Source organism: Mycobacterium sp. SM3041 (assembly GCF_039668335.1).
GTDB lineage: Bacteria > Actinomycetota > Actinomycetes > Mycobacteriales > Mycobacteriaceae > Mycobacterium.
On the sequence record NZ_JAYXBQ010000079.1, the window covers coordinates 132,718 to 146,792 of the forward strand.

The 14,075-nt window shown below is 68.8% G+C and carries 13 protein-coding genes; 6 read left to right on the plus strand and 7 right to left on the minus strand.

Going from position 1 to position 14,075, the window contains the following annotated elements:
* The first annotated feature begins 8 nt into the window (after positions 1 to 8).
* From VXD91_RS28465 to VXD91_RS28485, 5 genes are all read left to right on the plus strand, one after another.
* Positions 9 to 1,322 carry a CBS domain-containing protein gene (locus VXD91_RS28465; RefSeq protein WP_346416942.1) on the plus strand — a complete coding sequence of 438 codons (1,314 nt, stop codon included), beginning with the start codon at positions 9 to 11 and terminating at the stop codon, positions 1,320 to 1,322.
* A complete protein-coding gene (locus tag VXD91_RS28470; protein WP_346416943.1) occupies positions 1,319 to 1,909 on the plus strand; it encodes a DUF1003 domain-containing protein in 591 nt (196 codons plus the stop codon). Before VXD91_RS28465 ends, VXD91_RS28470 begins: the two co-directional genes overlap by 4 nt.
* A 119-nt stretch (positions 1,910 to 2,028) precedes the next feature.
* The gene (locus tag VXD91_RS28475) at positions 2,029 to 3,534 is read left to right on the plus strand and encodes a lytic murein transglycosylase (RefSeq protein WP_346416944.1); all 1,506 of its coding nucleotides are present in this window, start codon (positions 2,029 to 2,031) and stop codon (positions 3,532 to 3,534) included.
* A gap of 43 nt (positions 3,535 to 3,577) precedes the next feature.
* On the plus strand, positions 3,578 to 4,711 hold the full coding sequence (locus VXD91_RS28480) for an Mrp/NBP35 family ATP-binding protein (protein WP_020099368.1): 1,134 nt from the start codon (positions 3,578 to 3,580) through the stop codon (positions 4,709 to 4,711).
* Between the two features lie 28 nt (positions 4,712 to 4,739).
* Complete coding sequence (locus tag VXD91_RS28485; protein WP_346416945.1) at positions 4,740 to 5,744, plus strand: beta-ketoacyl-ACP synthase III; 1,005 nt, start codon at positions 4,740 to 4,742, stop codon at positions 5,742 to 5,744.
* 4 nt (positions 5,745 to 5,748) lie between these two features.
* On the opposite strand, the gene VXD91_RS28490 is transcribed toward VXD91_RS28485, so the two are convergent.
* The 3 genes from VXD91_RS28490 to VXD91_RS28500 form a co-directional block, all read right to left on the minus strand.
* Positions 5,749 to 6,660 carry an acyl-ACP desaturase gene (locus VXD91_RS28490; RefSeq protein ID WP_346416946.1) on the minus strand — a complete coding sequence of 304 codons (912 nt, stop codon included), beginning with the start codon at positions 6,658 to 6,660 and terminating at the stop codon, positions 5,749 to 5,751.
* 182 nt (positions 6,661 to 6,842) lie between these two features.
* Positions 6,843 to 8,534, minus strand: coding sequence for an aldehyde dehydrogenase family protein (locus VXD91_RS28495; RefSeq protein ID WP_346416947.1), 1,692 nt, complete (start codon positions 8,532 to 8,534; stop codon positions 6,843 to 6,845).
* 41 nt (positions 8,535 to 8,575) lie between these two features.
* A complete protein-coding gene (locus tag VXD91_RS28500; protein WP_212812628.1) occupies positions 8,576 to 9,661 on the minus strand; it encodes an oxygenase MpaB family protein in 1,086 nt (361 codons plus the stop codon).
* Positions 9,662 to 9,800: 139 nt separating this feature from the next.
* Between VXD91_RS28500 and VXD91_RS28505 the strand changes: the two genes are divergently transcribed.
* The gene (locus tag VXD91_RS28505) at positions 9,801 to 10,508 is read left to right on the plus strand and encodes a TetR/AcrR family transcriptional regulator (RefSeq protein ID WP_212812629.1); all 708 of its coding nucleotides are present in this window, start codon (positions 9,801 to 9,803) and stop codon (positions 10,506 to 10,508) included.
* A 5-nt stretch (positions 10,509 to 10,513) separates the two neighbouring features.
* Here the strand turns inward: VXD91_RS28505 and tatB are convergent, their stop codons facing one another.
* The 4 genes from tatB to sigE form a co-directional block, all read right to left on the minus strand.
* On the minus strand, positions 10,514 to 10,936 hold the full coding sequence (gene tatB, locus VXD91_RS28510) for a Sec-independent protein translocase protein TatB (RefSeq protein WP_212812630.1): 423 nt from the start codon (positions 10,934 to 10,936) through the stop codon (positions 10,514 to 10,516).
* The gene (locus VXD91_RS28515) at positions 10,936 to 12,429 is read right to left on the minus strand and encodes a trypsin-like peptidase domain-containing protein (RefSeq protein WP_346416948.1); all 1,494 of its coding nucleotides are present in this window, start codon (positions 12,427 to 12,429) and stop codon (positions 10,936 to 10,938) included. The genes tatB and VXD91_RS28515 overlap by 1 nt, the downstream gene beginning before the upstream one ends.
* An 84-nt stretch (positions 12,430 to 12,513) precedes the next feature.
* Positions 12,514 to 12,921, minus strand: coding sequence for an anti-sigma E factor RseA (gene rseA / locus VXD91_RS28520; RefSeq protein WP_212812631.1), 408 nt, complete (start codon positions 12,919 to 12,921; stop codon positions 12,514 to 12,516).
* A gap of 90 nt (positions 12,922 to 13,011) precedes the next feature.
* Entirely contained in the window at positions 13,012 to 13,845 is an 834-nt protein-coding gene (gene sigE / locus VXD91_RS28525; protein ID WP_212812632.1) for an RNA polymerase sigma factor SigE, read from the minus strand.
* Positions 13,846 to 14,075 lie beyond the last annotated feature (230 nt).

The following is a 14,075-nucleotide window of genomic DNA, read 5'->3' on the forward strand; positions in this document are numbered from 1 at the left end:
TGTGGAGCATGGTGGCGGTCAGCAGGGTCTACGTGGCCAGACTCGCTGGACTGGTCGTGCTGGGCCCCGACGGAGAGTCGGTCGGCCGGGTCCGCGACGTGGTCGTGAGCATGGGCATCGTCCGCCAGCAGCCGCGGGTGCTCGGCCTCGTCGTGGAATTGACCACGCGCCGAAGGATATTCGTCCCGATCCTGCGGGTGACCTCCATCGAGCACAACTCGGTCACCCTCACGGGAGCGACCATCTCGCTGCGTCGCTTCGAGCAGCGCCCCGGCGAGGCGCTGGTACTCGGGCAGATTCTGGACACCCGCGTCCGCGTCACCGACCCGGAGCTGCAACAGCTCGCCGGCATCGACGTCGTCGTGGTCGACCTCGCGATCGAGCAGGCCCGGTCGCGTGACTGGCTGGTGACCCGCGTCGCCGTGCGTCACCGCCGCCTGGGCCGGCGCACCACGGTGCACGTCGTCGATTGGAAGAACGTCACCGGGCTGACGCCGTCGGCGCTCGCGCTGCCGGGACAGGGCGTGGCGCAACTGCTCGAGCAGTTCGAGGGGCAGCGTCCCGTCGAGGTCGCCGACGCCCTGCGCGACCTTCCGGCCAAGCGCCGTCACGAAGTCGTCAAGGCCCTCGACGACGACCGCCTGGCCGACATCCTGCAGGAGCTCTCCGAACCCGAACAGGCCGAGCTGCTCAACCAGCTGGGTACCGAGCGCGCCGCGGACGTGCTGGAGGAGATGGACCCCGACGACGCCGCCGACCTCCTCGGTGAGCTCGACGCCACCCGGGCGGCCGTACTGCTGGACCGCATGGACCCCGAGGACTCCGAGCCCGTCCGCCGACTGCTGCAGCACTCCCCGGACACCGCGGGTGGTCTGATGACGCCCGAGCCCGTCGTGCTCACGCCGGACACGACCGTCGCCGAGGCGCTGGCCCGCGTCCGCGATCCCGAGCTGACGCCGGCACTGTCGTCGCTGACGTTCGTCACCCGGCCGCCGACCGCGACACCGACCGGTCACTACCTGGGCTGCGTGCACACCCAGCGGTTGCTGCGCGAACCCCCGGCCACCCAGCTCGGCGGCATCATCGACAGCGACCTGCCGGTGCTGTCCCCGACCAGCTCGCTGGCCGAGGTCACGCGCTACTTCGCCGCCTACAACCTGGTGTCCGCACCGGTGGTCGACGACGAGAGCCATCTGCTGGGTGCCGTCACCGTCGACGACCTGCTCGATCATCTGCTGCCGTCTGGCTGGCGGAGCGCAGACGAACCGGGGCCGGATTCGACGCAGGCCATCACTGACAACATCTCGGGAGCGGGCCGGTGAGCGAGCCTTCGGCGCGGCAGCGTCTCGACGTCCCGCGCACGTCCCGCTTCCGGCTCACGCCGCGGGTCGACGTGGAGGCCGTCGGTCAGTTCAGCGAGTCGATCGCGCGGTTCCTGGGCACGGGCAAATACCTGCTCATCCAGACGGTGATCGTCGTCATCTGGATCGCGTTCAATCTCATCGCGGTCAGCCTGCAGTTCGACCCATATCCGTTCATCCTGCTGAACCTGGCGTTCTCGACCCAGGCCGCGTATGCCGCGCCACTGATCCTGCTGGCGCAGAACCGGCAGGAGAACCGGGACCGCGTGGCGCTCGAAGAGGACCGCAGGCGCGCGGCCCAGACCAAGGCCGACACCGAATTCCTGGCGCGCGAACTGGCCGCGCTGCGGCTGGCCGTGGGCGAGGTGGCGACGCGCGACTACCTCCGCCGCGAACTCGACGAGCTTCGGACGTTGATTGCTCAGCAGAACGGCAAGAGCGGATCCGGCAAACGCAAGTCCGGGAAGTCACGGCCGCCCGTCGAAGAGGACGACGCTTTCGGCGGCCCCGCGGCCGAGTCCGCCGACTCCGCCACCGCGCCCGAATGAGAGATTCCACTCTGCGGAATCAATAGGCCGACAACCGACCGCGGAGTAGGTATGGTGACTTGGGTCACAACACAGGTCACCGGGGTCACTCCGGTATTCCACTTTCATAGGATGGCTCAGTGCACATCGGGGGCGACACCGCTGATTCCGCGGACAACGCTGCGCCTACTACTGAATTCCACGCACTTCCCGGCGATTCCGAGCCGGCTGACGACGCCATCGAGGATTACGACGCCGCGGTCGGCGATGACAACGACGCCGTCGCCGAAGCCGAGCCCGGCCGGCGTCGGCAGATCGCCAGGGCGCTGCGCCGGCCGTTGGCCGGTGTCGCGGTCGTCGCGCCGCTCGTCCTGATGCTTGCCGTCGGCGGTTCGGCGCCGACTCGGCAAACAACCGCGCACACCAGCGCCACCACGGGCGTCACGCCGCTGGCGGCCGTCACACCCACCACGCCCGGCCCCCGCAATCGGGCCGGGATGACGGTCGTCGCGTCCGATCAGATTCCCCGCGCGCTGCACATGGACCCGACCACTGCCCTGTCGCCGCCGCCGGCGTCGCTCGTGATGGCCCCCGGCGGGCTGCGCATCCCGCCGATCGTCCTCAACGCCTACCGCACCGCCGAGAAGATCATGGCGACCAGCGCACCGGGCTGCGGTATCAGCTGGAACCTGCTGGCCGGTATCGGCCGCATCGAGTCGGGCCACGCCAACAGCGGCGCCACCGACGCGCGGGGCACCGCGCTCACCCCGATCCTGGGACCCGTCCTCGACGGCACGCTGGCCGGCAACGAGGTCATCGTGCAGAGCATCTCGGCCGGACGCGTGACCTATGCCCGGGCACTGGGGCCCATGCAGTTCCTGCCCGGCACGTGGGCCCGCTACGCCTCGGACGCCGTCGGCGACGGCAAGCCCGACGTGCAGAACGTCTACGACGCCTCCCTGGCCGCTGCCCGCTACCTGTGCAGCGGCGGGCTGAACCTGCGTGATCCGTCCCAGGTGCTGACCGCGATCCTGCGCTACAACAACTCGATGCCCTACGCCCAGAACGTGCTCGGCTGGGCCAAGGCCTACGTCACCGGCATCGCGCCGGTCGACCTGCCGCCGATCGTCGGCCCGCCGCCCGCCATCGGCGACCAGCACCTGGACAACCCCGAGGGACTCGGGCCGGGGCTGCCGATCAACGCGATGGGACTGCCGTCCGACGACCCGCTGGCGATGACGCCCGCACTGCAGATGGGCCGCATGGGTCCGCTGCCCGGGCCGGCCGAACCGAAACAGAACTGCGCGGTCTTCTGCCTGCAGGGCGGCCCCGCGCCGAGCGCCGTGCCCATCCCCGCCCCGGATGCCCCGGCGCTGGACGCACCGGCGCCGAACCCGTTCGGGCTGCCGCCGTTCCAGTTGCCGCCGGCCCCGCTCGCGCCCGCACCCGCGCCCGTCGCGCCGCTGCCTCCGGGTCCCATCCCGATCACCGCGGTCGGCGTCGGCACCCCGGCCGCCGGTCCGGTCGGCGCCGCACCGGGACCCGCGCCCGGCCCGGCAGTGGTCCCGGCAGCGCCGGCTCCCGCCGGCCCGTTGCCCGCGGAAGCCATGGGTCCGCCGCCGCCCGCCTTCCCGGGCCTACCCTGACCAGCTGCCGGTGCGCTGACCGGCAGTTATAAACTCGCGAGTAATGTCTGCTGAGCTGAAAGCCGCTGTGCGCGCCGCACTGGGCAAAGTCATCGATCCTGAACTGCGCCGTCCGATCACCGAGGTCGGGATGGTCAAGGACGTGACGGTCGAGTCCGACGGCGCGGTGCACGTCGAGATCTACCTGACCACGTCGGCCTGCCCGAAGAAGACCGAGATCAGCGATCGGGTCACCGCGGCCGTCACCGATGTGCCGGGCACCGGGGCCGTCAAGGTGACCCTCGACGTGATGAACGACGAGCAGCGCGCCGAACTGCGCAAGCTGCTGCGCGGTGACGACAAAGAGCCGGTCATCCCGTTCGCCCAGCCCGGCTCGTTGACCCGGGTGTACGCGGTGGCGTCGGGCAAGGGTGGCGTCGGCAAGTCCAGCGTGACGGTGAACCTGGCCGCCGCGCTGGCCGCCAAGGGCCTGTCGGTCGGCCTCCTCGACGCCGACATCTACGGCCACTCGGTGCCCCGGATGATGGGTGTGCAGGACCGTCCCACCCAGGTGGATTCGATGATCCTGCCGCCGGTTTCGCACGATGTGAAGGTCATCTCCATCGCGATGTTCACCCAGGGCAACACTCCGGTGGTGTGGCGGGGGCCGATGCTGCACCGCGCGCTGCAGCAGTTCCTGGCCGACGTGTACTGGGGTGACCTCGACGTCCTGCTGCTCGACCTGCCGCCCGGCACGGGCGACATCGCCATCTCGGTGGCGCAGTTGATCCCCGGCGCCGAGATCCTCGTCGTCACCACACCGCAGATGGCCGCCGCCGAGGTCGCCGAGCGCGCCGGCGCCATCGCGGTCCAGACCCGTCAGCGCATCGTCGGCGTGGTCGAGAACATGTCCGGACTGACCCTGCCCGACGGCACCACGATGCAGCTGTTCGGCGAGGGCGGTGGCGCACAGGTCGCCGAAAGCCTCACGCGCACAGTCGGTGCCGAGGTTCCGCTGTTGGGCCAGGTCCCCCTGGACCCGCAGCTCGTGAGCGCCGGCGACACCGGTGTGCCCCTGGTGCTGTCCGGACCGGACACCGCCGCCGGCGCCGCGTTGCGCGGCATCGCCGACAAACTGTCCAGCCGCAAGCGCGGACTGGCCGGGATGTCGCTCGGGCTCGACCCGGCTGGGCGCTGAGCCTCCCCCGTCCGACAGGAATCCACAAGTGACACATATCCATACGCGCAGCGGCGCACAGAACGTCGGCCTGCTGAGCGTGGCGGCCTACCGCCCCGGCCGCGTCGTCACCAACGACGAAATCTGCGAGACCATCGATTCGTCGGACGAGTGGATCTACTCCCGGACGGGCATCAAGAACCGCCGCTTCGCCGGCCGCGACGAGTCGGCGGTCACCATGGCCTGCGAGGCCGGACGACGCGCCTGTGCCGCGGCGGAGCTGTCCGGCTCGGACATCGACGCCGTCATCGTGGCCACCAGCACCAACTTCCGCAACACCCCGCCGTGCGGGCCCCAGGTCGCCACCGAAATTGGCGCGCAGGGCATTCCGGCCTTCGACATCGCCGCGGGCTGCGCCGGATTCGGCTACTCGCTGGGTGTGGCCGCCGACATGATCCGGGCCGGTAGCGCGGGCCGCATCCTGGTGGTGGGCTCGGAGAAGCTGTCCGACGCCATCGATATGACCGACCGCAGCAACGCCTTCATCTTCGCCGACGGCGCCGCCGCGGTGGTCGTCGGACCGACCGAGGAGCAGGGCATCGGGCCCACCGTCGCCGGCAGCGACGGCGAGCAGTCCAGCGCCATCGTGCAGGACCTCAGCTGGATCGACTACACCGAGAACCCTTCCGGCCCACGGCCTTTCCTGCGCATGGAAGGCCAGACCGTCTTCCGCTGGGCGGCCTTCCAGATGGTCGACGTCGGCAAGCGCGCCATCGCGGCCGCGGGCCTCACGGTCGACGACATCGACGTGTTCATCCCGCATCAGGCCAACGGCCGGATCAACGAGCTGCTCACCAAGGGCCTCGGACTCAATCCGGAAACCGTTGTCGCACAAGACATCCAGGATGCCGGCAACACCTCGGCCGCCTCGATCCCCCTGGCTATGTACACCCTGCTGGACACCGGCGAGGCCAAGCCCGGCAGTGTGGCGCTGCTCCTGGGCTACGGCGCGGGCCTGGCCTACGCCGCCCAGGTGATCCGGCTCCCCGGCTAGTCGCTCAGCCGGCCACGGCGGCCAGCTTGCGCTTCTCCTCGTAGAACCGCGCGCGCTCGTCGAGCATCCCGAGGAACCCGATCAACTCCTCGCGAGCCTGCTCACCGACCGCACCGAAATCGTTGCGCTCGAAGATGTTCCAGAAACGCAACACCGGCACCAGCACGTCGTCGTGGTGGATGCGCAGGTCGTAGATGCCGGCCTTGGCGATGGTGAGCGCGTTCTTCGCGAAGTCGGCCATTCCCACCCCCGGCATGGCGAAGTTGATGACCTCGTCGCGAATGGCGGCCATCGCGTCGTCCGGGGCGATGTCGAGCGCCGCGGACATCAGGTTGCGGTAGAAGACCATGTGCAGGTTCTCGTCGGCCGCGATCCGGGCCAGGAGTTGGTCGGCCAGCGGGCAGCCCGACGCCCGGCCGGTGTTGCGGTGCGAGACGCGCGTGGCCAGTTCCTGGAATGACACATAGGCCAGCACCGACAGCGCGCTGCGGTCCCCCGCGTCATAGCCGGCGACGGTGTGCTCCATGCGAAGCCGTTCCAGCGCAACGGGATCGACGCCGCGGGTGACCACCAGGTAGTCCCGCAGCGCGATGCTGTGGCGGCCCTCCTCGGCCGTCCACTGCCCGATCCAGGTGCCCCATGCCCCGTCACGGGAGAACCGGGTGGCGATCTCGCGGTGGTATGACGGCAGGTTGTCCTCGGTCAGCAGGTTGACGGTCAGGGCCGTCTTGGCGACCGGATCGAGCGGCGAGTCCTCCGGCTGCCAGTCCTCGCCGCCGAGGAACGCGAAGTCCCGCCCGCGGCTCCACGGGACGTAGTCGTGCGGGAACCATTCCCGTGACATCTTGAGGTGCCGGTCGAGGTTCTGCGCGACGACGGGCTCCAGTTCGTACAGCACGGCGGCCTGGGTATCCATGGGTCATTCCCTTCATCGGTGGTCGGCGTCAGGTCCACACCCTCTCGAACCTACGGTACCGTAACCTACGGTAGCGTAGGTTAGCGTTCGATGACCAGACGGTGACGACCACTTCATGAAAAAAGCCCGGCCTGTGGCATGACCACAGACCGGGCTTTGCCCGGGTAACCCCGAGAAACCAGTCAGCCCCGCAGCGCCGACACGAAGATCGCGGGCAGCTTGGCCCAGCTCGGCTTGCCGGCGAACGCGGTGAGGAGCCGGCCGGTCGACGCGGCCGTGCGGTTGTTGACGAACCACGGCGGCTTCGGCGAGATCGACAGCTCGCCGCCGATCAGCGAGCGCGGCGACGGGCGGAACGGCCCCCGCACCACGGTGCGCTCCGGCTTCTCGATCAGGAAACCGTTGTGCACCACACCGATTCCGCTCTGCACGTCATTGAGCGTGTGCCCGGGGAAGGCGCCCCAGGTGGCGTGCGGCGTCAGGTAACCGACGCCGGTCCAGGCGTTCACCGCGATGGTGCCGTAGTGCAGCGCCTCGATCATGGCGTCGAAGGCCTTGCCCAGCGCCTTGATGGTGGCGGGCGCCGCGACGATGTTGACGCCCAGCGTGCCGACGAAGTCCTCGTTGGCCAGGCGGGTGGCCTCGCGGAGGAACTCGACGCCGTCGCTGTCGAGGTCGACGACGCCGTACACCGGCGAGAAGTACTCGGTGCCCAGCAGCGCGGTGCGGTCCTCGGGGTCCACCACCAGCACGCGGTCACCGAGGCGCTGGGCTTTCGGGTAGGCGGCCTCGGCACTGGCGACGCGCGCATCGGAGCCCGGGTAGTAGGCGGCGCGGTTGGGCGCGGCGGCGATGGCCTTGGTCAGGGCCGCGACGAACTCGTCGCGCTGCGCCCACTTCGAGGACAGCACCACGACCTGCGACGCCACGCAGTTGTAGCCGTTGTTGTGCAGCCGCTGGGTGGCGATGTGGTTGGCCTGGAACGCGATATCGGCCTTGCTCCACTTGCCGGGCACCACGATGGTCGGCGACACCCCGCCGAGCTCGCTGGTGATGTCCTTGTGGAGGATCGGCTCGCCCGCGGCCTTGCGCCGGGCACCCTCTTCGCCGACGCCGAAGACAATGGCGTCGTGCGTCAGGGCACTGCCCGTCATGTGCACGTGGTCGACCGCGTCGTGCTGCACCAGGTAGGTGCCGACGTCCGCGCCACCGGTGAGAATCCGCACCGCGCCGAGCTCGATGAACGGTGCCAGCACCTTGGTCAGCACCGGCAGGATCGGATCGGTGACCGGGTTGAGCTTGAGCGCCACCACGCGGTTGTTGGCGATCAGCTCGTAGACGGTGTCGAGCGGGGCGATCGACGTGATGTTGCCGGCGCCGAGCACGACGCCGATTCCGTTGGTCTTACCGGGATCCCGCTGCGCCAGACCGGCGGTCCGTAGCGCCTCGTCGCGGCTGACACCCGGCTGCAGCCACACCTCGGCACTGAACCCGGACAGCAGGAGCTTGTCGAAGACGTTGAGCGGCAACACATTCACGGTTGTCCGGCCCGCTGCGGTGCCGAAGGTGGCCCCGTCCAGCGGGCTCTTGCCGGCCTCCAACTTGGCCAGGCTCGCGGACAGCGCGGCGGCCCCGGCCGCCAGCGGGTACGGGCCGGAAATCCATTCCTCACCGACCAGCGGCGACTCCGGATTCAGTTGCTTGATCCGGATCGCGGCCTCGACCCACTCGGCGCCGTGCTGCACCGCCAACTGCTGCACGTCGTCGAGAATCTCCCGCCGGCGCGCCAGAGGCGTTGCCGCCCAAGCCTTCTCGCCTTCAGCGAGCTCATTCAGCGCCTGATCCACCAGGGCCGTGTACGCGATGTCCGTCATGTGCTGAATTCTCCCGGTGGTGCGGTCGGTATGGGCCGGAATCAGCCGGCGTGTGCTTCGAATTCCAGCAGCGCGTCGCTGTGGTTGTGCTCGTACGGCTTGGGGCCCTGCCCGAGTGCCCGCTTGGCCAGCAGCGCCTGATACTGCTCGAACGGCGTGGTCCGGCCCCACTTCGCGCGGGCCTCGGCCGGCGTGTAGGTGACGGGGTTCTGGGCCGGGATCTTCATCAGCGTCGGGCCGACGATCGGCGTGGTGTGCGGGGTGGTGAAGTCCAGGATCGCCAGCTCCAGGCGCGGGATGCCCGCGACCGCCCGCAGCAGTGGCCGCGCGATGAGCTTGGCGATGACGTCGTCGGAGTAGTTCTGCGGGATGCCGCCGAGGGTGCGCATCCACTTCGGCATGGTCGCGATGATGGCCCGGCGCATCGGCCAGTTGAACACGCGGCGCATCCAGCTCGGCACCCGCTCGGGCAGGATGTGATAGCCCAGGTCGACGAGGTAGTTCATCATGTTCTGGGCCACCTCGGAGCCGGCCATCTGCGGCCGGTACTGCTCGAAGTACTGCTGGATGCCCTCGCGCGTGCGCGGCACGTCGTCGGGGTTGATGGTCTGGAATTCCGCGGCCCGCGCGCACTCTTCCCAGTACTGCAGTTCCTCGGCCTCGGTCAGCTTGCCCGGCCCGAACATCTCATAGGTGTAGAGGATCGAGTGCCACGCGGTCAGGTGGATCCACAGCTGCGAGTACGGGTCGTTGGCGTCGAACGGCTTGCCGGTGATCGGCTCGGTGCCGATGGCCTTGCCGTGAATCTTGACCAGAATCTCCGAGGCGTCCAGCACCGCCTCGGCGTCACCGAACGCCACCAGGGCGAAGTACTGCATGGTGCGGTCGTAGCGCAGCCGGGTGCGGGCGTACACCTGACCACTGGCATCGACGGCCGCGGCGAGGTACGGGTCGAGGTGCTCGATGGTCACGGCGCGGGCGAAGCCCAGCAGCAACGAGGTCGGGTAGCTCCACACCCGCCAGGTGACCGAGTCGGGCCCGAAGAATCCGTAGTCGACCGCGGGCGTCAGTTTCGTGTCCGCAACCGGCAGACCGGCGACCCGGCGAAAAGTGGCGACAGCATCCATCGTCGTTCCCCTTTGAACATGAAGGCGCCCACGGCGCGGTTTCGTAGATGGTACGGCACGTACCACTAGATAGCCAGAGTCCCACTGATTGGCTGCATCAGGTAACTCCCGGGCAGGTACATGAGGTAAACAAGGAGCCATGGCGGATGCCACCACCGGTCGCTGGGCCGGCCAACGCGAGCGCAGGCGCGCTGAGTTCATCGACGCTGCCCTCGTCGTGATCGAGCAACACGGGCCCCAGACCTCGACCGAGCAGATCGCCGCGCACGTGGGCGTCAGCCGCACCAAGCTCTATCGGCACTTCGTCGACGCCGCGGACCTGCAACGCGAGGTCGCGCACCGGACCAGCGAGATGATCACCGCCGAACTCGCGCCGGTGTGGCGGCCCGAGGGCAGCATGGCGCAGATCGTCAGGGCCGGCGTGAGCGCGCACGTCCACTTCCTGACCCAACACCCGAACCTGTACCGGTACCTGCAGCGATGCTCTATCGACGAGGGCTTCAACGCGTTCGCCGACATCAAGATCACCATCGCCAACCTGCTGACCGCGGTCCTCAAGGTGTACGTGGCCGCCTTCGATGTGAAGGCTGACGCCGAGCGGTTGTCGTACGGCATCGTCGGCCTCGTCGAGACCGCCGCGGGGCACTGGCTCGAACAACCGCTGCGCGACACCCAGGACGCGCTGGTCGACGACCTGACCCGCTGGATCTGGTTGATGCTCGACGACTCACTGCGCGCGGGCGGCGTCTACGTCGCCGCGGACGAAATCCTGCCGCCGGCAGCAGAGATCGCCGAGAACGCCGATCGCTACCGCGACCCGGCCCGCCTGCAGGCCCTGAATCTCTAACGGCGTCAGGTCGCGTCGGGGTCGAACTGCGGCGTCTGCGACTGCGGGGCCGCCCCGGGAGCGCCCGGTGTGGGCGGGATGCCGTTGACCTCGGGCGTGGTCAGCGGCTTGGTCTGGTCCGGCGGCGCGGGAGTGTCAAAGGCGCCGGTGAGGAACGAGTCGTCACCGTCGAGCAGGTGCTTGGTCAGCGCCGCGCGCGGTGTCATACCGCGCAGTTTCTGCAGCTCACTGAGGGGCTGGCGCAGATCCTCGAACTCCGGCCCGAGATCCTGACGCAGCTGACTGGTCGCACCGCTGAGGTACTCGCGCACCTGCTTGAGGCTGCCGGCCGTCCACCGGATGGCGCCGGGCAACCGCTCCGGGCCCAGGATCACGAGGCCCGCGATGACCAGCACGAGCATCTCGCCCCATCCGATGTTGCCGAACATCAGCTGGCCGGGGTGTCTGCGTTGGGAACGACGGTGAGCGTCACGTGCCGGCCGTCGCGGATCACCTCGATGGGCGCGGGCTGACCGATCTGCAGCTGACGCACCGCGACCACGAACTCGTCGGCGTCGGCGACCTTGCGGTTGCCGACCTTGACCACGACGTCGTTCTCGAGGATGCCGCCCTTCTCCGCGGGGCTGCCGGCGACGACGTTCACGACCTGGGCACCCGAGGCGACCTTGTCGCTGGCCGACTTGGCGTTGAGGCCCAGCGTCGGGTGGAAGATCTTGCCGTCCTTGATCAGGACCTCGACGGTGGCCTTGACCTCGTTCACGGGGATGGCGAACCCGAGACCACTTGCGCTGTCGGACAACGACTTTCCGGCCGTGTTGATCCCGATGACCTCGGAGTTCATGTTGATCAGCGGGCCACCCGAGTTGCCGTGGTTGATCGAGGCGTCGGTCTGGATGCCATCGATGACGGTGTCGGTGTCGGAGCCTTCACCGGACAGCGGCACCGGACGGTGCAGTGCGCTGATGATGCCGTGCGTGACGGTGCTGCGCAGACCCAGCGGGGCGCCGGCCGCGATGACCTCGTCGCCGACCTTGACCTTCTCGGCGTCACCGAACTTCGCCACGGTCAGGTTGTCGACGTTGTCGACCTTCAGCACCGCGAGGTCGGTCTTGGGATCCCGGCCGACGAGGTTCGCCGGCACCTGCTTGCCGTCGTTGAACACCACGGAGATGTGGTACTGGCTGGGGTTCTTGGCCGCGTCGGAGATGACGTGGTTGTTGGTGACGACGTAGCCGCGGCCGTCGACCACGACACCGGAACCCTGCGATCCGTCGGTGTCGCCCATCGCCTCGATGGTGACCACCGAATCCGCCACGGCGGCAGCGACTTTCGCGAACCGCCCCTCGGGCAGGTCGCCGCCGTCACTGGTCTTCAAGGTGACCTTGGACGTGGTGAAGGCCTCGACCACCTCGGCGGTCTTGCGCCCGACGACACCGCCGAGCACGCCGATGACCAACGCCAGCAGGGCCAGCACCGCGAGCGCCGTCATCGAGACCTTGCGGCCGAACAGCACGTCACGCACACCGAGCTTGCCGACAGGAGCGGCGACCACCACCGGCGGCGGCGGGGGCAGTGCCGGGGTGCCGAGCGACGGCGCGGCCGACGGATCCCGCCACGGGTCGGCAACAGCGTCGTCGTCGTCCTGGGCCTCGGCCTCCAGCGCGCCGGCGTCGGCGGGGTGGCGCTGCAGGGAATCGACGCCACCGGCGGGCCGGCCGAAGGCTTCGGCGAGCACGGGATCGGGCGCCTGGTTGGTCGGGGTGTACTCGCCCTGGTTACGAATCTGATCCTCGGCGAGGAAGGAACCGGTGAAGCCCTCTGGCCGGCCGAACGCGCGCTGCGACGCCGGGTCCACCGGGGTACGCGTCACCGGACGCGGAGCCAGACGGGGGCGATCTCCGGACATGTCCTGATTCGTCACCGGTTTTCCACTCCCCATCTGCTGGCTCTATCCGCACGACCCGCATTGACGGGCGTCTCGGTCACTCAAAATTCAGGGTCAACCCTACCGGCGCCGACGACGTTCCCGCGGCGGCCGATCGGCAAAGTCCTGGTCATCGATTCCGGATGTCTGGATTTCCGCGAACTGCATCGATGTGTCGTTGGGGATGTTCGCCAACGCACCCAGCAACGCAGTGGGCGCGATGATCGGGCACGAATCGCGCAATGCGCTCCGGGCTTGCCCCTGGGCATCGACCTCGGCGGCGCAATCCGGGCACTGAGACAGGTGATGGGCGGCGCGCAGATGCGCACCCATCTGCAGCTCACCATCGACGAATGCGGCGATGGCCTCGATCGACAGGTGCTCCGTCGACCCGAAGCGGCGTGGGCCGACGGGTCCGTCAGTCTGGGAGGCGAACTGCGCGGGCAGCCAGGAGAACGCACGACGGAACAACTGTCCCCGGTCGACCATCACCGAGCTCCTCTCCGCGCCACGCCTTCGTCCGTGTTGCCGTTACTACTGAATGTAGCGCGACAACCTGGGACGGATACGTCACAACGCTCAGGCGGACTTGGCGGAGATGGCCGCGGCCGCCTCGGAGTAGTCACCCGGATGGCTGGCGAGGTACTCGCGCAGCGCCTGCCGGCCCCGGTGGATACGGCTGCGCACGGTGCCGAGCTTGACGTCGAGCGTCGCGCCGATCTCCTCGTACGACAGACCCTCGATGTCACACAGCACCACGGCGGCGCGGAACTCCGGCGGCAGCGAGTCGAGCGCGGCCTGCAGGTCCGGTCCCAGCCGCGAGTCGTGGTACAGCTCCTCGGGGTTCGGGTCGTCGGCCGGCACGCGGTCGTAGTCCTCGGGCAGCGCCTCCATACGGATGCGGGTGCGGCGGCGGACCATGTCCAGGAACAGGTTGGTGGTGATGCGGTGCAGCCAGCCTTCGAAGGTGCCGGGCTGGTAGTTCTGCACCGAGCGGAACACGCGGATGAACGTCTCCTGCGTGAGGTCCTCGGCGTCCTGCGGGTTACCCGACAGGCGGTAGGCCAGCCGGTACACCCGGTCGGCGTGCTGGCGGACCAGTTCGTCCCAGGACGGCATGGTGGCCACATCACCGGTGGCATCGAAGACGGCGGTGCCCGTCAATTCGTCGCTGACTTCAGCCCAATCCACTTCGGCTTCGGCGACCGGGACATGCGACATGTGGGTCGGGGCGAGCTTTGTGGGGGCCGGCATGGCGGTCGTGGCAATCTCCAGTTCCGTAGTTTCCGCGTCGTTGGCACATGACGCATCAGCAGAAACCGGTACCTGGAGTCCGATATTCCCGATCCCGCGGATGTCCGGCGACTGCCGGACTCCGGAATCGGCTTGCAGATCGTTCACACTCGCGTGCATGGCGATTACGGTTCCCCACCCTGGTGAGGTTGATGTATGAGCAAACTGAACTTTTCCTGAGAAACCCCGCGTCAGCTCCATGACCTGCGAATACCCGTTAAATGTTCGCCAAAACTCAACCTTGCGTCTCGGGCGTGGCGCGTCGCCGCTCAGGATTGCTCCGCCGCCGCCCGAGAGCGCGGCCGTATTGCGCGTGTACTGAGCGGCGGCACGCTGGGCGTTCGTTACGC

What these genes read in the sequence shown, in the direction of transcription:
- VXD91_RS28465 (WP_346416942.1), top strand. Translation starts at nt 9, where the DNA reads ATGGTGGCGGTCAGCAGGGTCTACGTGGCCAGACTCGCTGGACTGGTC.
- VXD91_RS28480 (WP_020099368.1), top strand. Translation starts at nt 3,578, where the DNA reads ATGTCTGCTGAGCTGAAAGCCGCTGTGCGCGCCGCACTGGGCAAAGTC.
- VXD91_RS28490 (WP_346416946.1), bottom strand. Translation starts at nt 6,660, where the DNA reads ATGGATACCCAGGCCGCCGTGCTGTACGAACTGGAGCCCGTCGTCGCG.
- VXD91_RS28495 (WP_346416947.1), bottom strand. Translation starts at nt 8,534, where the DNA reads ATGACGGACATCGCGTACACGGCCCTGGTGGATCAGGCGCTGAATGAG.
- VXD91_RS28500 (WP_212812628.1), bottom strand. Translation starts at nt 9,661, where the DNA reads ATGGATGCTGTCGCCACTTTTCGCCGGGTCGCCGGTCTGCCGGTTGCG.
- VXD91_RS28505 (WP_212812629.1), top strand. Translation starts at nt 9,801, where the DNA reads ATGGCGGATGCCACCACCGGTCGCTGGGCCGGCCAACGCGAGCGCAGG.
- tatB (WP_212812630.1), bottom strand. Translation starts at nt 10,936, where the DNA reads ATGTTCGGCAACATCGGATGGGGCGAGATGCTCGTGCTGGTCATCGCG.
- rseA (WP_212812631.1), bottom strand. Translation starts at nt 12,921, where the DNA reads ATGGTCGACCGGGGACAGTTGTTCCGTCGTGCGTTCTCCTGGCTGCCC.
- sigE (WP_212812632.1), bottom strand. Translation starts at nt 13,845, where the DNA reads ATGCACGCGAGTGTGAACGATCTGCAAGCCGATTCCGGAGTCCGGCAG.